The sequence below is a fragment of the Brenneria goodwinii genome, from assembly GCF_002291445.1.
GTDB lineage: Bacteria > Pseudomonadota > Gammaproteobacteria > Enterobacterales > Enterobacteriaceae > Brenneria > Brenneria goodwinii.
On the sequence record NZ_CP014137.1, the window covers coordinates 259890 to 279741 of the forward strand.

Annotated in this window: 22 protein-coding genes; 17 read left to right on the forward strand and 5 right to left on the reverse strand. The window is 35.7% G+C overall.

Features of this window, described 5'->3' with window-relative positions:
- Positions 1 to 123 precede the first annotated feature (123 nt).
- From ACN28R_RS01175 to ACN28R_RS01190, 4 genes are all read left to right on the forward strand, one after another.
- Positions 124 to 678: a hypothetical protein gene (locus tag ACN28R_RS01175; RefSeq protein WP_095833339.1), complete on the forward strand. Its 555-nt coding sequence runs from the start codon at positions 124 to 126 to the stop codon at positions 676 to 678.
- Between the two features lie 9 nt (positions 679 to 687).
- Positions 688 to 1104, forward strand: a complete 417-nt coding sequence (locus ACN28R_RS01180) for a type II toxin-antitoxin system YafO family toxin (RefSeq protein WP_095833340.1) — start codon at positions 688 to 690, stop codon at positions 1102 to 1104.
- Positions 1105 to 1389: 285 nt separating this feature from the next.
- The gene (locus ACN28R_RS01185) at positions 1390 to 2076 is read left to right on the forward strand and encodes a hypothetical protein (protein ID WP_095833341.1); all 687 of its coding nucleotides are present in this window, start codon (positions 1390 to 1392) and stop codon (positions 2074 to 2076) included.
- A gap of 318 nt (positions 2077 to 2394) precedes the next feature.
- Positions 2395 to 3948 (forward strand): P-loop ATPase, Sll1717 family, encoded by a 1554-nt coding sequence (locus ACN28R_RS01190; protein ID WP_095833342.1) that lies wholly within the window; start codon positions 2395 to 2397, stop codon positions 3946 to 3948.
- A 105-nt stretch (positions 3949 to 4053) separates the two neighbouring features.
- Here ACN28R_RS01190 and ACN28R_RS01195 read toward each other — a convergent pair whose 3' ends face one another.
- Both ACN28R_RS01195 and ACN28R_RS01200 read right to left on the reverse strand, forming a co-directional pair.
- A complete protein-coding gene (locus tag ACN28R_RS01195; protein ID WP_095833343.1) occupies positions 4054 to 4431 on the reverse strand; it encodes a hypothetical protein in 378 nt (125 codons plus the stop codon).
- A gap of 44 nt (positions 4432 to 4475) precedes the next feature.
- Positions 4476 to 4964 carry a DUF4755 domain-containing protein gene (locus ACN28R_RS01200; RefSeq protein ID WP_095833344.1) on the reverse strand — a complete coding sequence of 163 codons (489 nt, stop codon included), beginning with the start codon at positions 4962 to 4964 and terminating at the stop codon, positions 4476 to 4478.
- A gap of 438 nt (positions 4965 to 5402) precedes the next feature.
- On the opposite strand from ACN28R_RS01200, the gene ACN28R_RS01205 reads away from it, so the two are divergent.
- The 4 genes from ACN28R_RS01205 (at position 5403) to ACN28R_RS01220 (ending at position 8473) form a co-directional block, all read left to right on the forward strand.
- Complete coding sequence (locus ACN28R_RS01205; RefSeq protein WP_095833345.1) at positions 5403 to 5957, forward strand: membrane lipoprotein lipid attachment site-containing protein; 555 nt, start codon at positions 5403 to 5405, stop codon at positions 5955 to 5957.
- A 335-nt stretch (positions 5958 to 6292) separates the two neighbouring features.
- Entirely contained in the window at positions 6293 to 7489 is a 1197-nt protein-coding gene (locus ACN28R_RS01210; RefSeq protein WP_095833346.1) for a hypothetical protein, read from the forward strand.
- Positions 7476 to 7826 carry a hypothetical protein gene (locus ACN28R_RS01215; RefSeq protein ID WP_095833347.1) on the forward strand — a complete coding sequence of 117 codons (351 nt, stop codon included), beginning with the start codon at positions 7476 to 7478 and terminating at the stop codon, positions 7824 to 7826. The genes ACN28R_RS01210 and ACN28R_RS01215 overlap by 14 nt, the downstream gene beginning before the upstream one ends.
- 245 nt (positions 7827 to 8071) lie before the next feature.
- Positions 8072 to 8473: a type II toxin-antitoxin system RelE/ParE family toxin gene (locus ACN28R_RS01220; RefSeq protein WP_236840172.1), complete on the forward strand. Its 402-nt coding sequence runs from the start codon at positions 8072 to 8074 to the stop codon at positions 8471 to 8473.
- On the opposite strand, the gene ACN28R_RS01225 is transcribed toward ACN28R_RS01220, so the two are convergent.
- Together ACN28R_RS01225 and mobQ are read right to left on the reverse strand one after the other, a co-directional pair.
- Complete coding sequence (locus ACN28R_RS01225; protein ID WP_095833348.1) at positions 8470 to 8787, reverse strand: helix-turn-helix domain-containing protein; 318 nt, start codon at positions 8785 to 8787, stop codon at positions 8470 to 8472. The two genes, ACN28R_RS01220 and ACN28R_RS01225, sit on opposite strands and share 4 nt — an antisense overlap.
- A gap of 87 nt (positions 8788 to 8874) precedes the next feature.
- Complete coding sequence (gene mobQ, locus ACN28R_RS01230; RefSeq protein WP_095833349.1) at positions 8875 to 10302, reverse strand: MobQ family relaxase; 1428 nt, start codon at positions 10300 to 10302, stop codon at positions 8875 to 8877.
- A gap of 757 nt (positions 10303 to 11059) precedes the next feature.
- On the opposite strand from mobQ, the gene ACN28R_RS01235 reads away from it, so the two are divergent.
- From ACN28R_RS01235 to ACN28R_RS01260, 6 genes are all read left to right on the forward strand, one after another.
- A complete protein-coding gene (locus ACN28R_RS01235; RefSeq protein WP_095833350.1) occupies positions 11060 to 11929 on the forward strand; it encodes a hypothetical protein in 870 nt (289 codons plus the stop codon).
- Between the two features lie 8 nt (positions 11930 to 11937).
- Positions 11938 to 12321: a hypothetical protein gene (locus ACN28R_RS01240; protein ID WP_095833351.1), complete on the forward strand. Its 384-nt coding sequence runs from the start codon at positions 11938 to 11940 to the stop codon at positions 12319 to 12321.
- Positions 12322 to 12394: 73 nt separating this feature from the next.
- Positions 12395 to 14521, forward strand: a complete 2127-nt coding sequence (locus tag ACN28R_RS01245) for a KAP family P-loop NTPase fold protein (protein ID WP_095833352.1) — start codon at positions 12395 to 12397, stop codon at positions 14519 to 14521.
- 380 nt (positions 14522 to 14901) lie between these two features.
- Positions 14902 to 15195, forward strand: a complete 294-nt coding sequence (locus ACN28R_RS01250; protein WP_095833353.1) for a hypothetical protein — start codon at positions 14902 to 14904, stop codon at positions 15193 to 15195.
- A gap of 28 nt (positions 15196 to 15223) precedes the next feature.
- On the forward strand, positions 15224 to 15508 hold the full coding sequence (locus ACN28R_RS01255; RefSeq protein WP_095833354.1) for a conjugal transfer protein TraD: 285 nt from the start codon (positions 15224 to 15226) through the stop codon (positions 15506 to 15508).
- A gap of 213 nt (positions 15509 to 15721) precedes the next feature.
- On the forward strand, positions 15722 to 16762 hold the full coding sequence (locus tag ACN28R_RS01260) for a hypothetical protein (RefSeq protein ID WP_095833355.1): 1041 nt from the start codon (positions 15722 to 15724) through the stop codon (positions 16760 to 16762).
- A 62-nt stretch (positions 16763 to 16824) separates the two neighbouring features.
- Here the strand turns inward: ACN28R_RS01260 and ACN28R_RS01265 are convergent, their stop codons facing one another.
- A complete protein-coding gene (locus ACN28R_RS01265; protein ID WP_095833356.1) occupies positions 16825 to 17226 on the reverse strand; it encodes an H-NS family histone-like protein in 402 nt (133 codons plus the stop codon).
- Positions 17227 to 17328: 102 nt separating this feature from the next.
- Between ACN28R_RS01265 and ACN28R_RS01270 the strand changes: the two genes are divergently transcribed.
- The 3 genes from ACN28R_RS01270 (at position 17329) to pilV (ending at position 19845) form a co-directional block, all read left to right on the forward strand.
- Positions 17329 to 17511, forward strand: a complete 183-nt coding sequence (locus ACN28R_RS01270) for a hypothetical protein (RefSeq protein ID WP_095833357.1) — start codon at positions 17329 to 17331, stop codon at positions 17509 to 17511.
- 248 nt (positions 17512 to 17759) lie between these two features.
- Positions 17760 to 18326, forward strand: a complete 567-nt coding sequence (locus ACN28R_RS01275) for a type 4 pilus major pilin (protein WP_095833358.1) — start codon at positions 17760 to 17762, stop codon at positions 18324 to 18326.
- A gap of 106 nt (positions 18327 to 18432) precedes the next feature.
- Complete coding sequence (gene pilV, locus ACN28R_RS01280) at positions 18433 to 19845, forward strand: shufflon system plasmid conjugative transfer pilus tip adhesin PilV (protein ID WP_095833359.1); 1413 nt, start codon at positions 18433 to 18435, stop codon at positions 19843 to 19845.
- Positions 19846 to 19852: the final 7 nt, after the last annotated feature.

The following is a 19852-nucleotide window of genomic DNA, read 5'->3' on the forward strand; positions in this document are numbered from 1 at the left end:
GCCTAAGCCCGATGTTAAGGCTGCAGATCAATAAGGGATTTGTTTGCATGGGTAGTGTAGAGAGGGTAAAATTTGACTGCTGATGCGAAAGCGTCAAAATGATTATGTAAAGGGGGTGGATGTATGCGCATCGAGAGTTATGTGGAAGATATGCAGATCGTTGGCAATGTTCTTGCTAGCGTGTCCTCCAGTGCATTGCAGTTTTCGAGCACTCAACCTAGCAAACAAGACGTTTTAGCCTGCGAAGGTGTGTCTGCGGGCAAAAGAAAGTCTGTTCCTTTCTCTACATCTGTGCCAGCGACCCCATTTCTGATGAATGCTGCTGTTGAACATATTAAGTCTCTGACCGCTAAGCATGTGCGTCTTGTTCACCAGATCTCGAACTACAGTGCCGAACAGATTCGGGATTTCTTTGGTGAAAATAGCTATCAAGACGTTAAGAATCTTGATCTTAGCATTCGTGGGCTGGAAGGATACATTGCTATGTTGGTTCGTGTCACGAGCGGTACAAGCGCGAACCGGGCGCTTAAGCGTCTTGATAACGTTATTACCGAATATAGATTAGCTGTTTCCGATCTTTTGATGATTTTAGATCAGTCTTTCATTGAGTCAATAGTAGTTCCATCGCAAACGGAATTCGTTGACGAAAGCCTATTCGAAAATTTTAGCTTTCATTAAGGGCATCTAATGAAAGCATTATGGAATAGTGATAGCTACGATAAGTTCTTACTGCCCGTTTTTAAAGTAAAGCCATTGTGGGAAACGTCTTTGCTCAATGACTTTATTTCCTATAAAAGCAGTCAGTTTGGTACGATCCCAGCTATTTTCGGTAAAGATGATGTTTATACCGAACCTAATTCTATTGTTTCATCCCGTCTCTATCATATTCATCTAATGACAGGTGAATCAGATCGGAAAGGGAAAAATAAACAAAACTGGACGAGCAATTCTGCTCTGGTTTATACAAAACATATTAAAGCTGATGACGTATATAGTCTTTTGGCTATATTCCCTACGAATGCGCATTCCTTTGCCAGAAACAATGTGATCATGAAGGAGTTAGCTTCATACGCGAATAAATTCCACAAAAATCCAAATCCTTAATTAATCGATCATTTTCTGTTAATTGCAAAGTATTAGCGTAATATGTCATTTTCTGTCCCATAACGCAAAGAGATTGCAATAAAAATCATATTTATTAAGGGCGCAGCCGCGTGTTATGAAAACAGGTCCATTGTTTTCTACAGCACATGAGCGTTAGCTCATAAGATAAATATCTTTTCAAAAGAAGGTTAAAACAGGATGTAAAACGTTATTGTTCAATAGTTAAATTTGATTTTTCTAAAATAAATATGGTATTAAAAATAAAACAAAAAGGAAAATCATATAATGAATAATATTAAAATCATTACACTCTTTCACGCCCATGAAAAAATTCCATTCCTGACCTGCATAGTAAAAGACATGGAAGAAAATGAACAAGGAATAAATCTTATCCTTGAAAACGGTAATAACATCTATTTGAAAGATTACGATTCTTACTTCTTATCAGAATCTGCAAATGCCTGTGATAGTGAGCGAATGGTAAATGTTTATGGGAGATTAATTTCTGAACTCAGCCAAGTCAGCGACGAAACAATAAGATCGCTGATGTCAGAAACTGAAACCTATAACAGCCAGCATCCCAACACGCCCGTTAGAAAACTGGATGATTATTATTACTGTGGCAGAATGAAAGCTAATGGCCCGGATGAACCCAAACTGATGAACGTTCTTGGCTTGCAGGATCTGCGTGAATCCCTACACCAAGACAGCTTCTTGTCAGTGCTGGAAGCCGATGGTGATATCGTTATTCATGACAACATGGGCTATCCAGTGGCTGAGTATTTACATTCTGGCATCAGCATTGGTATAGAACCTGTAAACTCTATACGTCAGGGAGATCTGACCAATGGCTACGTGGTGATGTTCAGGAGCGGAGAGTTTGAGTATGAGATTGATGGCGATCTCTATGAAGCGTTATCTCATACTGTTGATAGGCTTAAGATCGCTGTTGTATATCAACTAACATGCTAATTGAAGAATATAGTAGATTGAAAAACGCAACAAATGATATGTTTGTAATATGGCTTAATTTTAGTAAGTTGATAAATGAGGAAACTAATTACATGCGTTACAATTTCAATTTATTATAATTCCAATGCTAATTTTTTACAAAAAGCATAATGTCATGTTTTGTACAATGTTGTGCTAGTTTATAAATAGCAGTATAGTGTAAAAATCTTATTCATAAAGGTGGTTATTTGTATCTAATAACTTAAAAATCATCTTCATCTAATTATTTATTAGTTAAGTATCTACAATGTTTTTATATAAAACAATAAGCAGGCTATAATGGATTCATATAAATTTAGAAAAAACGCTGAAATAGGTAAACTTGAAGCAGAAACAGATTCATTTTTATCGTCTTGTTTTTATAAATCTGACGTGTTCAACGGGCTTATAAATTTTGACTATAGTGTAAATAATCCAGATTTTACAAGGCGTATTATTGTTGGAAGAACGGGAAGTGGTAAAACTGCATTGCTTAAGCAAATTCTTGATAGTGATTCAATAAAGATACATGATAGAATTGAGGCGGAAAATACTGTTTTCGAACACATAAACAATAATGTGTTTATATCTAATTTAATGGAGAAAGGGGTTGATTTAAGAGTTTTTTATAAATCACTCTGGTTGCACGTTTTACTTGTTAAAGTTATAAATTTATTATATCGATCATCATATGAAAGTTTTTTTGAATACATTAAATCGTTGGCGAATGGAATAAAAAAGCCATATAAGCCTGATTTAGCAAAAGAATATCTTGAAAGTTATCGCAACCATTTTTTTAACGATAATATAGTTTCTGAAATAAGTAATAAGATGCAAAGCGATCTTTCAGGTTCGCTCGGTATTAGTTCTTTCAGCGCATCAGGGAAAGTATCTAAAGAGAACCTTAGGAAAGTGCAAACTGCGACATCAAGCTATGTCAGCAAGGAATTATTAAGAAAACAAAAAGAACTAATAAAAATAATTAAAGAAGAGTTTTCTAATGAAAAACAAATTAGAGTAATAATAAGTATTGATGATTTAGATAAATCGTGGTTGAGCTCAAGCACTATAAGATATGATTTTATTAATGCATTACTCGAAGCATTCAAAGAACTGCTCGATATCAAATCTGTTAAAGTACTAATATCAATAAGAACAGATATAATAATGGGTATTTATCAAAATAGCCTGAGACAAAATGAAAAAGATCAATCATTAATATATGCTATTTCTTGGAATAAGAACGAGATAAGAAAAATAATTGATTATAGGATTAATCACTTAATTAAAAATCAATACCAAGGTTCTCGGAATGTAAATTTTTCAGATGTTTTTAATTTTCAAGTTAAAGATGAAAATGCTGATGAATATATAATTAGAAGAACAATGTTGAGACCTAGGGATGCAATTAATTTTGTAAATTTATGCCTTGCAGAATGCGATGGAACTGTCGAACTGAATGAGGATATTATTCTTGAGGCTGAAGAAAAATTTTATTCCGTAAGAAAGAAAGCGTTAGAAACAGAGTGGAAAAGTATCTTTCCACATATAAATGATTATCTAGATAGTCTGGCATTTATTAAAAATAATGTTTTTTCTATAATAGAACTTGATAATAGAGATCAAATTTTAAATTATTTGATAAATAGGCCAAATGAAAATCCGAATGATGAAGAGCATAATAATCGGCTCTTAGATTTTGAAAAATTAGTTAAAGTATGGTTCATTGTTGGTATAATAGGAATAAAAAAATCAGAAAAACTTACTATTTATTCCTCGTTTGAGAAACCGGAGTTAGACATAACCGATTTAAATAAAAAATTTGAGATTCATCCCTTGTTTTTTAGAGGGTAACTAAAAAATAATATCAATAGATATAAGGAAGAATAAACATAAAACCCTCATTGCCGTGAGGGTTTTATGTTCTATTATTAATGATAATAGTTTAATAGTAATATATTAATCCAACAATCCACGAGAAACCTTACTCGCCGTCTGACTGAAATTATATCGGTCAACAACATTCCCTTTGAACCAAATATCTAACGAGTTCATATGCGCAGTGCTGCTGTTCTTCAGTAGAGCCAGACCGGGAATGTAGTATGAGATCTGGCTTTCGCCTGACATACTGGAATATGACCACATCTCTTGACCATCATTGGTTGCCCGCGTTTGTGGCTCACCGAACGCATTAATAACATCTTGCTGGGTAGTTTTCCCTTTAACAATTTTGGTTTTTACGGTTTGTTGGGATTCATCTTTCAGGGATTTGTTGCCATAGGTAGTGCAAGCGGTAAGAGGCAGGATCACCAAAGCAGCGATAAACAGTTTTTTCATGTTAACTCCAAAGATAACAAGTTAATTGTAAATATAAAAAATATCTATAAAACATATTTGTTAAAGATAAGTAGCCAACGATCACAAATTGCCTGATTAGAAGATGATGTTTTGTTTTTCAGGGGAAGATTAATTTTCCATGTGGGATTTTTAATATCGTCGGTTAATATAAAGATACCGGAGCGTTGATTCGCTAAAAGCTTTTCATTGCTATTGGCATCAGCGGTCTTTATCATAGAGTTCAGGTTATTACCTGTGTTATAAATTTTTCCTGCTTCGGAAACGGTATAGTTTATTTCCCTGATGTTGTCATAATTATAGGTGGTGATTTTATCTTTATTAAATATGCGGATAGTGCGATTTTTAGTATCAAGAACGATGCCTGTTTTTTGGCATTCATATGATAAGACATCGCCATCTAATACTTTGACGTAAGTGTTCAGATGTTTTCTTTTTTTAGGGTCAAAATAAAAAACTCTGCTGATAATAAAGATTATAAGAAATGACCAAATTAAGATGTTAAACGTTTCCACTTCGCCTGTCTCCGCGCCAATGCCTTAACTACATCCGCTAATCATTAAAAGACGCTTCTGCTTGGTTTTTCTCTGCCAAAGCATCTATCCCTGCGTGGCAAGCATACCACTCCGAAAGCCGAACTCAAGCAAAATGATCGGTATAACAGATCGATTATTATATATTGATAGTTAATAACGATTAAAAATCGTTTATCGATCGGCGTTTTAATTAGTTTAATCGATCGAATAACTAATTATGATAGATTATATCTATCGTTATTTTGTTTTTGATCGTTATAAACGATATGACGAGTCGTGAAAATAATTAAATTATATCAATTGGTTAAACAGGTTGTTTTGTTGGAGTATGCCTATTAGAGCCTGATGAAGCTTCTACTGGCGCAGGCAAAACACCTAAGAACATGCATTGGTAATCATTCAGAAAGGGATGGAAAGATGAAGAAGATTTTACTCGTTGCTGGCACAGCTCTGGTTTTGGCGGGATGTGGTGAGAAAGGAGACTTTGAGAAAGCGATTAATGCGAAAATTTCAAAGTCCAAGCTGTGCTACTCATTGCAGGACAATAACATTGTATTTAATAAAGGTTTTCCTATCCGGGTTAACAGTGGCTATCGTTCTGCCGGATACAGCGCCAGCGATGAAATTTTAAAGGGATTATCTGAGCAGGGTCTGCTCAACGTTTCACAACAGCCTAACGGTTTCAGTAGCGTTGATGTTCTGGAAGTCACAGATCAAGGCCAACAAGTTGAGTTTTGGGACAAAAAAGATGGTGCCTGTGTTGGTCATCGTGTTGTTGCTGAGATCACCGGCTGGACAGAACCCAGTGAATCTGATGGCCTAAAAGTGACGCAGGTTTCATATACATGGAAATTGGCCGATGTGCCGGGATGGGTTGATAAAGATGCCTTTTCTGGTGTGAAGGGGATGGCTGAACCAGAAGAAGCCAAAATTGTTCTGGTGAAAACCAATAACGGCTGGTCTGCAAGATAAGTCTCATTGTCTGTTGTTTGTGGATGGCTCCATGCGGGGCTGTTCACTGATGGTTTTCCTGACAAACCGAGTACGATGTTTGACACAAAAATTTATCGATGTTAAATTATCCCGAAATATAACTATATGTAGTCATTGTAGACCAATCGCAATCATCTATTCAGATTATGACTTGATAATCAACTATTTTGATAAATAGAGGTATACTTTGAGTGTTAATATATACCTATGCCAAAATTAGGAATCTCTAAACTTTTCAAGCCATAATGTCAGACTTTGCTGTGGGTACTTAGATATTAAATGATGTAGCATTAGCACATAAATGGATAGAACAAATGGATCATCTTTATGAATTGGGAAAAAGAATAGAGCGACTCCTATATTCAAGTGTAATTGTTATTATTGCAAGCTTGGTGATTTTTTCACTTTCCAATTCTATTATTGTATCATCAATTTCATCAACGGTTGAGTCATATCAAAATTTTAGAAATAATATTGTTAAAAGTAAGGTGGATATCGAAAATGCAAAAAATATAATTAGAAGATATGTGGAGTATAAAGAAGAGGATGAAAAGCGGAGAAAAGATTTTGACAAAAAAAAGGTAATTTATGAGGATAAGAAAAAATATGAAGAACAAAATAAAATAAGAAAAAAATTAGGATTGCCAATAATATCACTTCCTGATAGTGATTCATACATACCATTAAAAAATTATTATTATGATATAGATCTTATCGAGATAAATAAAATAGTTAAAAAATACAATATTGAGAAATATCGTGACCTTGAGTCTGCTATTAATGTAGAGAATGATATATTAATAAGTACCATAGGCGTTATTTCTTATAGGAATTATGACATATATAAAGAGCTACATTCAATTATAGATGTTAATAAAACTGCAGACAAAATAACTGAAATTATAGATAAAAAGATAGAGATTTTTAGAAATAGTAAGTTAAAGATTTTTGATGTTGAAACCCCATTAAATGTGCCTTTTTCAATTGGCGATATGAAGTCGAGTGTCTCGCTTTATAATGTTGAAAAATGGTCAATGCTGATTATGCCTGTTTTTCTTGTTATCTGGCTTGGCTCTATATTAATAACACGGCGATTTGAAATATATTTCATTCTTGAAAATAGACAAGTAACAAAGACATATCCACATATCTTAAGTATATTCAATATATCTGAGAGTAAATATCAATCAAAAAAAATTAAAAATATAATAGAAGCTGCTTTATTAGGAGATGCAAAGTCAATAAAAGAAATAAAAACATATAGTTATTTCGCGTTTTTTTTACGAGCTTTTATTTTGATCGCTATATTCATGATGATGACAATACCTGCATACTATGGATTTTATAGTGTGATTTTTAATCAAGGTATAGATGGTTTATTACTTTATTTAATATGGATTACTATAGGAGTTACTATAAATATAGTTCAAATGATTGGGGTTATTGAAGTAGAAGCTAGGATAATTAATAAAACCTTTATATTAAATGGCAATGAAAATGAAATTATTTAATTTTTTTCTGATCATGTTTACTTCAATTTCTTTTTCAGTGACGGCAAATACTATAACATTATATGGTGGTTATTATAGCTGTGATTTATGGAACTCTTCACAAGAGAAACAGAAAAAAGAAGAAAATGAGATCATAAAAAGTGCATTTGAAGGGTTTCAGATACAGTGGCTTGCTGGTTATATGACTGCTTTTAATCAAATAACAGGCGAGGATAATTTTCCAGTAATATCTACAATAACAGCAAGAGATTTTGTTTCTGATTATTGCATAAAGAATAAATCAAAGGACCTGTTTGATGGGCTACTGTTATTAAGAAAGAAGTTAAAAAATAAATAAAATTTTATTTCCAGTGAAGTTTTCATGTTATTTCCTATTATATTTTTTCTAAACATTCAAATAGCTGAATAACTGTGTTATCCGGATGTGCTAAGAAAAACGAAAATTGTCAATTTTAACCATGAAACTGTTCTTACTCATCTCTATTTGCTGGCTGGATGAGCGGGGACTATGCCATGTTCAATTTTTAACTTGTTTATTTTCCTCTAAAGAGTCTTGTTTTCCAATCGACTATAGTAAAAAATATGGTTTTATCAACAGATGATTACGAAAAATTTTGGAAAGGAGCTATCTTGAAAAAATTCGCATTTGTTAACGATGCTGCTGAAAGAGAATACAAGGCACTTCCTGCTGATGTGCAAGATGATTTTGGAAAAGATTTGCGGCGTATTCAGTTCGGGCAAGATCCTGAATTGCCGATTGATTTTATGGATAGTATTGGCATAGGTGTCATCGAACTAAAAATAAATGGTAGTCCTGCATATCGATGCACCTACGTCGCTAAGTATCTTGATACCGTGGTAGTTTTACATTCTTTTAAGAAAACTACCAACGGAGTTGATCGTCAAGCTAAAGAAGTAGCTGAAAAACGACTAAAGGAACTTATGGCTGATGTCAGAGAGGCTGAACGCTGTAAAAAACGTTAAGCGGCTGCTTCGGTTTCAGTGATTGCGATTGATGCCTGATGCAGACTTGTCATTGACATTTTAGCTCTGAAACCGAGGGTATCTAACATGTCGAACATGGAATCAATAGTGAAAAGCTCAATTTTGGCATTTTTCAGTTCTGAAACACGGGATTGGTTGATGCCGAGTTTTTCAGCCGCTTCTTTTTGCGTCCAGCCTTTCTCTTTGATTAAATTGATGATCATGATCGATAAATCCATTTTCATTGCCATTTTGCTGGCAGTTTCAGCATCATGTGTCACATGGAACGGACTTTCGTAGAATTTTAAGGCCATATACACCTCCTGATATCGATGAATGGATTATCTAATATTTTAGATAATTAGTCAAGTCTACTGGACAAGAAGTGTTCTGTATACTGATCACTCTTTATCGCGATAACCGGGTGGGCGCAGTGTGGGGAAAGGATCTTTTCTAATCTGCTTCGATGAGATAATTGAAGTGAGATCCATATTGTTATCTGTTTCTGGCTGCTCCTGTCTGGGACGACTCGGAAAACGTGTGATCTCTTCCTTGGTTGGACTATAAGTGTCACTGTTGAATCTGACACGTTTTTCATACTCGGCGCGTGACACATAGATACCCTGCACCTCATCAAACACGTAGTTTTCGGCAATACGTTTATCGTGCTCAACATCAGGATCAACGGGCTTCTTCTTGGCCCAGACGAATTTCTCTCTTATATATTCAACCACCAGTAGGGTGAAACGCTTGAACAAACCCGTCTGACGAGGTTTAACCTGCTTTCTCTTACTTTTAACAGGAGCGTCTTTGATTGCTCTGGCCGTTGAAGATGATGGGGTTTTCAGTTTAGTGCGTGTATGAGGTGCAGGGGCAACCAGAACAGGCTGTTGGTTTTCTGATGACGACGACTGTGAACCCGTTTCAGAGAACTCTGTTCGAGGTTGTATTTCAGGCAATACGATTTCAACAGGCTCAGGCATTTCTGATACGGTGAAGCTTCTAAGGTCAACAACGATCTGCAGATCTAAATCTTTGAAGGTGTTGTATGTGGCCTGAGCTTCTTGTTTCATCTCAGCACGAACAGCCTGTTCAGCAGCACGGTTCTCCTGAACGCTTTTGCTGTTCCACTTGGCACGGTGAACACGTTGCATTGGCGGACGGCTGGTTGCTGTTGCCTTGGCAAGCCATAAAGCTTTTTCCTCTGTATCTAAGGTAATAGCGGCGTTTTCCAGTGCTTCACTGTGTTGAACATCAATAGAACGATGATCAATACGCTCATTGCTGCCAGCATCAGTAAGATAGCGATTGGCAATCGCAGACCACGATTCACGCCAAAGGATTACGTTTTTCTTATCGTTCCAGCTTCTTTCTTTTTTACCGAAGCCATCAGCCGTGATCGGTTTTAATGTTAACATCACATGCGCATGAGGATTTTTACCATTGAGATCATGGAAAGCGATATCGGCAATCATGCCTTTCTCAACGAAATTTTTCTGGCAGTATTCGAAGACCAATTTTATTTTGTCTTCATTGTTAATTTCTGTGGGAATAGCAACATCAAAATAACGTGCTGTTTGACCGTCTTTTTGACGCTCAACCCTTTCAACTTCATTCCATAAGGCCGTGGAGCTTTCTATAATATGAGCCGGTGCGGAAACGGGTGCTAATATCTGATGATGGAATAAATCGGAACGGTGGCTAAAATCGTAGGTATTGCCTGTTCGCTCATCTGTTATTCTGCAGCGCGCATGGTAGGCTGCCTTCCTACAGGAAGACATACCCTCCGAGCGTTTCACAATTTTAAACTCAAGATGAAAAATAGCCATATAATAAATGCACCTCTGCTGCTGTTAGTTTTTCGCAAGAAAAACTTTTGTGTTGATGTTGACCTTTCTTTTAGCCTGCGGCAGGCAACCCCCGGTAGGGCCCACACGCTCACGAAGTGAGTGTATAAGTGGACATTGTTTTTTTGAACAATGTAAAACCCTCTACTTAATTAATACGAAATATATTAATGACTGTAAAACAAAACGCCGAATTAAGCGGCGCTATCTGGATGAAAGGGCGAAGTATTCCTCGATATTACATAGATGGGTTTTAGATGGCGTCCGAAGGACAAGAGAAGTGTTAATTTATCCCGCCGTAAGGCGGGAAAGACCTAAAATAAGAAAATAGTTGTTATAGCCGATAGTTTTCCCTGTTGCACAATTCACAGGTTAATGGAAAATTTTCAGGATAAAATGCAATAGGTAAAAACAAAAACACTAATGATCAAAATTAAGTAACGTGGTGAGTATTAGATAAAATAGTTAGTGATTACTATCGTATAGTGTTGTTAAATTTGATTTCACCTTTCAGTTTCATGCATTTTATTAAACTGGTCATACCTGAGCGTGATGAAAAACAATAAAAATTTTTATTGAGATCGAACCCTCATCATCGGGACAAGCCCCCATAGCTAGTGATTGCTATCGGCTCTTTCAACGCCACAGACCATTTCGAGCAGTTAAGCTTTACAAATGATGTTGATTTTCTATGTAAACTGGTATTTATTAATGTTATTCAAGTAGAAAGGACGCCAAAATGATTCTATCTGAGAAAACGCTTGAGAAGCTGAGGGTTTTGATCAATGAGGACACGGAGTATCGTTCCGGTCCAAAGCTTGTTCAGTTCTTTAATGATCTTGGTTTTCAAGATTCATATGGACAAGGATTTCCCTCAAGGTGGATATATACTGATGAAAAGTTGAACGTGATAAATGGTAGTCCACAGTTAGATCGTTGTATCAAGAAATTGTTCGCTCCAATTAACTTTGTTGGAGATATACCTCGATTAGATGCTTTGATCACTGAATTTAATAAATATATAGCATTTGATAAGTGGACTGTTAAGAGGGTAGATGCTGAGATTATTTTTGAGAAAAAAGATAAGATCGTAGTAGATGTTGGTAGTCAACAGAGTGATCCTGAAGATGATTTTTTAAAAAGAGAATTCAATAATGTTGAGTTCACTTCCGATTTGATTGATCCGTATATTGCTGATGTGTTGAAAGATAGAATAAAAGAAATTGAGAATTGCTATCCCGCAGGCGCATATCTGTCAGTGATATTTCTTGCTGGAAGCACATTGGAAGGTTTTTTGCTGGGAGTTGCATCGAAATATCCCAAAGCGTTCAATACAACAAAATCATCGCCTAAAGATAATAGTGGGAAAATAAAAAAATTTCATGAGTGGTCATTGTCTTCATTTATTGAAACGGTCAGAGAGTTAGGGTTAATTGAGTATGATACATATCGATTCAGTCATACTCTCAGAGATTTTAGAAACTATATACATCCATATCAACAACTATCACATCAATTCACGCCGAGAGAACATACAGCCAAAATTTGTTTACAGGTACTGAAAGCAAGTATTACGGAAATAAATAATCATATTGGGAAGTTAAAATAGGTGCCGTTATGGGCGAAGGTATTTTTATTGGGGTTTTAACGGGCATTATCAGCGGGGCTTACACAGGACTTATACTGTCTAAGTATGTGCTTTTCACATCATTACGGCGGGAGGCGCTCAGAATTGTCAGGCGGATTGATTATATCGATGGAGAAGGATACTCAAATTATGAGTCTTTATCTGAACTAATACTAATATCCTCTGATTTTCTTGCGTCAAAGCATAAGAGAGCAGGAGAAGAGGTGATGGTCATTTTCAAAGAACTGAACTCAGAGATATCGAACTCTAATAAGAAAACTAAGGGTGAAAAAATAGTAGATGCTCAGCGAAGGTTAAGAATAATACCTGTAAATATATGGTCTATTATTAATCCACTGTCTTTTAGAATGTGATTAATAATAAATAAAGTTGACATAGCCTAAGCTTAACACATTATCAATATTAAATCACAATGGTGAAACGAAAATGGGTAAGTATCATAATGACAAACCAATAACAGGTGGAGCTGACGATCCTGATTTATTGAATAGACTAGATTTCTCTAACAAATTGGCAGAGATTCTGCTTTTAAAATTAGATGATAGTTGTTTAACGGTCTCTTTGGAAGGTGAATGGGGGTATGGAAAAACATCAATAATTAACTTGGTTAAAGGTGCTTTACAAGAAAATGATACTCTTCCTATTATTGTGGAATACAATCCATGGTTAGCAGGTAATCCCGAATCGTTGATTCAGGATTTTTTACTACAGCTTTCATCACAACTCCATGTTAGGGATAGCTCGGCAGAAGCGCTTACTGCTTCAAAAGAACTTATAACATATTCAGGTCTTTTTAGTGTAGCAAAACTTATTCCCGGAGCAGAGCCGTGGGCCTCAGTGATAGAGAAAGCACTCTCTACACTTAGTATTACGGAAAAAAATATATCTAAGCTAAAAGAACTGGATTTAATTGGTAGAAAGAAAAAAGTAATCGACGCTCTGAAAAAAATAAAAACACCAATCATTGTTATAATCGATGATATTGATAGACTTACTCCATCTGAAACATTTCAAATTCTTAGATTAATAAAAGCTGTTGCTGATTTTGATGGTACTTCATTTCTATTAGCTTTTGATTCAAATTATCTTACATCTGTTCTTAGTCGAAATGACATAGTGAACTCTTATGAATATATTAATAAGATTATTCAGTTGCGGGTTCCTCTGCCATTAATATCAGAACATGGGATGAGTGAGCTTGCAACAGATGAATTTGAGAAGTTAGGCGGGGAAGAGCTTACGAATAAATTTGATGGTGATCAGGACCGATTTAGTTGGATTTATTCTAGGTATTTTAAAAAAATCATAAAAAGCCCTCGTGATTTAAAACGTTTATTTAATCATTTAAGATTTGTTTTAGACCAAGTCGGGGGACAGGTTTGTTTCTCTGACTTATTTGCATTGTCATTAATAGCTACAAGAGCAAATCCAGTTTATGAACATATAAAAAAATGTCCAGAGGCTTATATCGGACGCAATATTTTAGGGTATGATATATTGATGGATAAATCACACGAAGTTATAGAAAAACTAAGTAAAGAACGTGATGGATATTTAGAGCATTTCATTGATAATGAACGTAAATTAATAAAAAATCTTCTTCATGAAATATTTCCATTGATAGTAGCTGATGGTTATTCTTATCCTTTTGAAACTTCAAATGCTGATGCTGCAGGACGTGTTTCAGCTCAGCAGCGTCTTCATATAGCACTTCACTACTCGACTCCTATAGGTTACGTTACAGACTTAGAAGTAAATGATTTTATTTCAGGCTCCATTGATCGAAAAGAATTTCTTAACCAAGTACTCAGTAATAATGCCGAAGAACGTTTTTTTGAAATGTTAACGAATTATGCTGATAAATGTGCTGATAATTCTTTTGATGTGCTTGTTAGTATTTATGATATATTTATAAATTCTCAAAAGCTAAAGAGTTCTTTCATGTGTAACTATGGTATCTTGAAGCAGGATATTCATAGGAACATCTATTGGATTACAAGTGAAATAATTTCAAAAAACAATTCAAAATATGAATTAATTAAAAAGCTAATAGAAAGAAAGGAAAGTGCTCCATTTAGTGCTGATATACTGATTAATGCAAGAAAATATCTTGAAGAAAGAAATATTCAAGAGCAATGGTTAGATGATACTCAATTTATTGAAATTGAAAATATTTTTCAAGATATAGCATTTAACATACTGTCTAATGAAAATAGTTTTGATGATTATTTTATTTCTCATATGTTTTATGAACTTAAGCGTACTAATAAAGAAAAAACAAAAATACTTATCTCTAATTTGTTAGATGGTGAAAATGGTATTGTGAAGGTCGCTGACCTTATAAAGTATCTCGGAAGAGATTCAACAAATGGTCCATATATTCAAGTGAGTGAAGATAGTTTTGACAGTATTATGGACTTAAAAAAAATTAGGGCCTTAGCGAAGGAGATAAATATGGGGGATCTTCCTATGAGTACACAGGCTGCAATAAAAAGTATTCTTTATGGTGGTAAATATTATTTAAGAGATGGGGTTGCGGGAGAGGAATACTAATAAAATTGTTATTCGAATAATAATTTTTTGAGTTATTTTTTTGACAGGCTCATAACGTTCGCTTGTTGACGTAGAACATCCTCCCTAAAATAAAAGTGATTAAAATTAAAATAACACTCGATGGATGTTTTTTTATAATTTGCCATTTCAATAAAAATAAAGTAGAGAATAACAGACGTGAAATAAAAGGAGAACAACATGAGGTTTGGTGAGTTGGATGAGACAGCATTAATTTTAATGACAATAAATGCTGTGGCTTGGGGGATAAATATTGGGCTATTAAGTATGTGGATTATCAGATAAAAATATAATGTTATATCCTGTTGATAATTATTCAAAATGTGTTAATTGAATTGCACTGAATATTACAAGGAGAGGATATGCATAAAAATCACGATGAGGCCATTGATTGGGTAGCAAGACGATTAATTGAGGATGGCATCTACACCAATATTGAACAGGCATATGCTAAGGCAACGGATATCATCAACCAAAAGAGAGAGGAGGTTAGACTCAAACAGGAAAAGGATTATTTCCGTTTTCGTATTAAGTCCATAAAGAAAAGAATAAATTCCGGGTACGAATACGCAAACATTCCATACAAACCTAAAAAGCCGATAGTTAAAAACAACAATTCAGATTCATTTTGGGATTGGGATGCTGATGATAAATAAAATCATAAAAATATAAAGGAGAAAAATAATGACAACAAAAACAATCAAACAACAAATTGCTTCAGCACAGGAACGCCTATACTTCTTGGAAGCTAAAAAGAAACAACAAACAAAAAAAGAAAACACGCGTCAGAAAATTATTTTCGGCGCAGAGGTTGCCAAAGTCTTAGGATGTGATATTGGTTATGTAGATAAAGAGTTAGTCTTTGGTGTTTTACTTAACATATCCAATCTTCATGAGAGTGATGTTGAGGCATACAGAGCACAAGGACAAGCCTATATCGAAAGTGTTTTAAATAAATCCAAACAGTAAATTTCCTTATTTCACGTCCGAACGGTGAACTGGCCTAAAATTTGTTTTAGGTCGGTGAACTGTTGTGCAAGTCAAAATTAATGATGTAAAAAATGTTTTAATTTTCTTGAATATTTACATAATATAAGAGATTATCTCTAATAGAAGTGTTGTTCATTATGCAGCTAATGTAGTTTCCACTGAATATAAAGTTATAGATAAGGGGAATGATTAATGGGCAGTTCAATTAAAAAGTTATCACGTATATGTTGGAACTCTAATAATTGGAAAAAACCATCTGGAGGTGAAGGGAAATCGAAAAATAAAGATAGCTATGAGTATCAATACGGGTTCGGTCATGAAGAATGGATTTTTGATACAAGTAAAATAATAGATGGCTATCATTATGCATACTTACAGTCTGTTTACAATCATGGCGATAGAGAATGTGTTTATGATATATCACTATATACAATAAAATCAGAAGGAAATAAAAAAACACGATATTGGCTTGGTGAGATTATTCAGGTTGAGGCTGTAGATGCTGATGAATCAAAACGAATACTGAAAATATATAAAGAGAAAGGATGGTATGATGAAATGAAGGCTCAATTGGAAGCTGTGGGTGCGGATACTTCTGAATTTGATAAAATAAAAAAAGATGATTTTTTTGTTGTTAAATTTAAGCCTGAAAATTTGATCACTGTGACACCTTATTCTTTTCCGTATACTGACCCTGCAGTACCTTCTAATTATTATAATTTACTTAATTTCATATGCAAACCAAGTTTTAGCAACCAGAATAGCTCATTTGAGTTTGTATCAGGTAATAAAGATAAGAAAGAATTCGGGAATAGGCAGGGTAGTAAATCATATATTGAAATTGATTATTTGCATAATAATATTCAGAAAGGGCTATATGGCTTATTATGTTCTGAATATGGAAGTGAAAGTGTTGGAACTGAAAATAATACAGGATATAACTCAAGAATAGATCTTGTTGTAAGGCTAAGTAATTCATCTTTTTATTTCTATGAGATAAAAACAGGTACAAGCGCTTTGGCCTGTATCCGTGAAGCTCTGGGACAGGTTATCGAATATGTTCATTTCAGAGACAGCCCCATCAATGTGGATAAAATGTTTATAATAGGAATATACCCACCTAATGAAGAAGAGATTAAATATATAAAAATCCTCAGAGAAAAATATAAAATCCCTATTTATTATCAACAGTATTTCATAAAAGATAACTATCTTAGTTCTGAAGAGTATTAGTCTGCTAAACTAACTTAATTCCCCCAGTTTCATATAATCAGAGTGATACTGGGGAATGAAATTTAGATCTCAAACTCTTCCAAAGTTTTACCACTTTCAAGCGCAGCAGCGATAGCTTTAGGTGTCCGCCCCTGACCAGTCCACGTTTTTTCATCGCCGTTTTCATCAATGTATTTATATTTGGCAGGACGAGGTTCACGTTTAGCTTTTGCTGATTTACTTGTGGACACAGAGCCAAGCAGTTCAGCCGGATCGATACCATCTTCCAGTAGCTGGGCGCGTAAAGCTTCGATTTTAGCCTGACGTTCAGCCCGTTCTTTTTGACCACTAGCTTCTTCTTCACGCCGATCTTCAACAATGGCGGTAAGCTTTTCGAGCATTTCTTCCAGTGTTTCCAGATCGATTTCACGCGCCTGAGCACGCAGGGTACGAATGTTATTTAATACTTTAAGGGCTTCACTCATTGGGCGTCATCCTGATGGAGAAATAAGTCATGGTTAGGTGTATGTCAAAATTTGACAATTGGCAATGGAGAATCATATATCAATAGAACTAAGGAGGAAATAATGCAGAAGAAAAAATCAACTCGCAATCCCCTTGAAGACACGGCTATTTTAACGCGTTTGGCACGAAAAGCATCCAGAAAAGCGATTAAAGAGGCTTTTCAGGCTGGTGTGGCAATTCACTATATTGCTAAAGGGAAAATTGTCAGAGAATATCCTGATGGTAAGAAAGAGATTATCAGTTAAAAATGTTTTATAAAATCATCATATTCAATTGACTTCATGGCAAATAGTGATATGTATATTTATGTAATAAACATTTTTTTAGTTTTTAAATCTCCATAAAAGGCAAAAATTAAATCTTTTGCCTTTTCCATATACCTCGTCGTTAACCGTTCATCGGTAAAAAAGCCAAGTATCCGTTTTTTGCTCTTGTTCAATCAGGATTAATTGATTATCTCTTTTTTATCATTTAAATGACAAAGGAGATAAAAATGATCTTGTTGAAGAAAAGAAAAAGTAAAAAAGGGTTTTCCCTGCTTGAACTACTTTTAGTTCTTGGGATTATCGCAGCGTTAGTGGTTGCGGCGTTTATTGTTTATCCAAAGGTTCAGTCCTCGCAAAGAGCCACAGCGGAAAGTAATAACATAGCGACAATTCAGGCTGGGGTAAAAGCGCTTTACACGGCAGCATCCAGTTATTCAGGGCTAAATGAAACAGTAGCGGTTCAGGCAAAAATTTTTCCTGACAATATGTTAGTCAGTAGCAAACCAGTGAATGCCTTTAAAGGCAACGTCTTGTTAGGCACATCAACCGATAGTCCTTCCGGCGTGGCTAACTCGGCATTTACCATTACCTATATTGGCGTTCCCGCATCCGAATGCACCAAAATAGTGTCCGGTGTTGGCGCTAACTTTTACAGCGTAGCGATTGGAACGGGCAGCACAGCATTAACAACTGGAAATATTAGAAAAGCCAGCAGCGATATGAATATGGCGACAGTGGCGTCAACGTGCCAGTCTGGTGGAAATAGCAATACTATTACCTTCACATCATTATAAATAAAAGGGCGCTCGCCCTTTTATCAATTAATCCCTTACAGATATCTTGACCACTTTTTTATTTTTGCTAATTGATTAATAGGTGAAATAAAAAAGGACGAGAAAAATGAATAAACATAAAAAAGGGTTTTCCTTACTGGAAATTATTTTGGTGTTAGGTATTGGTGCGGCAACGGCTTTCATGAAGTTTCAGGATATGAAAAACGATCAAGAAGGCATCATGGCAAATACCGTTGGATCGCAAATGAAACAGATGGGGGAAGCGGTAAACCGTTATATCAGCATCCGCTATGACAAACTATCAACTTTGTCTTCCAGTAGCAGTCAGACCAGCGATCCGGGACCAAGAATCTGTTCAGCCGCAGGCTGTGAAATCACTTACCAGACGCTGATTAATGAAGGCTTATTACCTGCTGGCAATAAAGGCGTTAACACGCAGAAGTCTTCTTACAAGATTTTGTTAAAGCGTTCAGGCACCTCACCCAACTATGTTGTTAATGGCCTAATCACAACAACATTGCCGTGGATTGAGGGAAGCAGAGTTCGTTACGACCTGTTAGGCCGTGCCATGCAGGCCGCAGGGATTGACAGCGGTATGACACAATCATCAACCGTTGCATCAGGATCGGGTGGTCAATGGACAGAAAACCAAAATAGCTATGCAGGGATCAATTCGGCGGGGCTATTAGCTTACCGTGTTGGTTATGACAGCGCCATGTATTCGGTTTATCTGCGTCGTGATGGGACATTGCCAATGACAGGCGATCTCAATATGGATGGGAATGATATCAATAATATTGGAGACATGACGGCATCAGGAACCGCGACAGCCACAACATTAAAATCCACAGGCGCGACCAGTGTTGGCTCTACGTTAACGGTTGCAGGCGCATCCAGTCTTAAAGGTGCAGCATCTTTAGGCTCAACATTAACCGTTGCCGGGGCTTCTACCTATACGGGAGTAATGACAGTTAACAACAATATCAACGCGTCAGGAACGATAACTGCAGGCGGTCAGTTCATTGGACATAACACTGCCGGAGATAAATTTTCTATTGGTAGTGGAAATACTAACGCCTATGAATTTCGTCTGGATGCAGCCAAGCCGCTTACTATTTGGCGTAATGGTGGTGAAGCCGCAGAAGAAAGATTACTTGTCTCTGGTTCGCAGAGAAATCTTGGGGATTTGAAAATCGTAGCCAGTGGTTCGGCTACCGGTTCAATCACGTCATCAGGAAATATTACCTCCGGTGGCACAGTAGCCGCTCAGTATTTACAGCCAACATCGACGGTGGTTGCCGAGGCGGCTTGTTCTGCTACAGGAGCAATTAGTAAAGACTCAACAGGGGCAATCCTTTCGTGTCAGTCAGGGACTTGGAAAGGCTTTTCAAAAACAAATAAGTTACAACCTCTTTATGTGGGAACTGTTCCAAATTGTAATAATAAAGTGGTATCCACTAATCCAACTCATTTGAACTGTTCTACGGAATTTATTGGCTATGCCATACTTCCTGATTAATTTTTTA

Bases quoted from the DNA above. Each gene is read 5' to 3' on its own strand.
- ACN28R_RS01180 (WP_095833340.1), top strand. From the start codon at position 688: ATGAAAGCATTATGGAATAGTGATAGCTACGATAAGTTCTTACTGCCC.
- ACN28R_RS01195 (WP_095833343.1), bottom strand. From the start codon at position 4,431: ATGAAAAAACTGTTTATCGCTGCTTTGGTGATCCTGCCTCTTACCGCT.
- ACN28R_RS01175 (WP_095833339.1), top strand. From the start codon at position 124: ATGCGCATCGAGAGTTATGTGGAAGATATGCAGATCGTTGGCAATGTT.
- ACN28R_RS01240 (WP_095833351.1), top strand. From the start codon at position 11,938: ATGGGCGAAGGTATTTTTATTGGGGTTTTAACGGGCATTATCAGCGGG.
- ACN28R_RS01185 (WP_095833341.1), top strand. From the start codon at position 1,390: ATGAATAATATTAAAATCATTACACTCTTTCACGCCCATGAAAAAATT.
- ACN28R_RS01265 (WP_095833356.1), bottom strand. From the start codon at position 17,226: ATGAGTGAAGCCCTTAAAGTATTAAATAACATTCGTACCCTGCGTGCT.
- ACN28R_RS01190 (WP_095833342.1), top strand. From the start codon at position 2,395: ATGGATTCATATAAATTTAGAAAAAACGCTGAAATAGGTAAACTTGAA.
- ACN28R_RS01245 (WP_095833352.1), top strand. From the start codon at position 12,395: ATGGGTAAGTATCATAATGACAAACCAATAACAGGTGGAGCTGACGAT.
- pilV (WP_095833359.1), top strand. From the start codon at position 18,433: ATGAATAAACATAAAAAAGGGTTTTCCTTACTGGAAATTATTTTGGTG.
- ACN28R_RS01250 (WP_095833353.1), top strand. From the start codon at position 14,902: ATGCATAAAAATCACGATGAGGCCATTGATTGGGTAGCAAGACGATTA.
- mobQ (WP_095833349.1), bottom strand. From the start codon at position 10,302: ATGGCTATTTTTCATCTTGAGTTTAAAATTGTGAAACGCTCGGAGGGT.
- ACN28R_RS01255 (WP_095833354.1), top strand. From the start codon at position 15,224: ATGACAACAAAAACAATCAAACAACAAATTGCTTCAGCACAGGAACGC.
- ACN28R_RS01215 (WP_095833347.1), top strand. From the start codon at position 7,476: ATGAAATTATTTAATTTTTTTCTGATCATGTTTACTTCAATTTCTTTT.
- ACN28R_RS01235 (WP_095833350.1), top strand. From the start codon at position 11,060: ATGATTCTATCTGAGAAAACGCTTGAGAAGCTGAGGGTTTTGATCAAT.
- ACN28R_RS01275 (WP_095833358.1), top strand. From the start codon at position 17,760: ATGATCTTGTTGAAGAAAAGAAAAAGTAAAAAAGGGTTTTCCCTGCTT.
- ACN28R_RS01225 (WP_095833348.1), bottom strand. From the start codon at position 8,787: ATGGCCTTAAAATTCTACGAAAGTCCGTTCCATGTGACACATGATGCT.
- ACN28R_RS01220 (WP_236840172.1), top strand. From the start codon at position 8,072: ATGGTTTTATCAACAGATGATTACGAAAAATTTTGGAAAGGAGCTATC.
- ACN28R_RS01210 (WP_095833346.1), top strand. From the start codon at position 6,293: ATGGATCATCTTTATGAATTGGGAAAAAGAATAGAGCGACTCCTATAT.
- ACN28R_RS01205 (WP_095833345.1), top strand. From the start codon at position 5,403: ATGAAGAAGATTTTACTCGTTGCTGGCACAGCTCTGGTTTTGGCGGGA.
- ACN28R_RS01260 (WP_095833355.1), top strand. From the start codon at position 15,722: ATGGGCAGTTCAATTAAAAAGTTATCACGTATATGTTGGAACTCTAAT.
- ACN28R_RS01270 (WP_095833357.1), top strand. From the start codon at position 17,329: ATGCAGAAGAAAAAATCAACTCGCAATCCCCTTGAAGACACGGCTATT.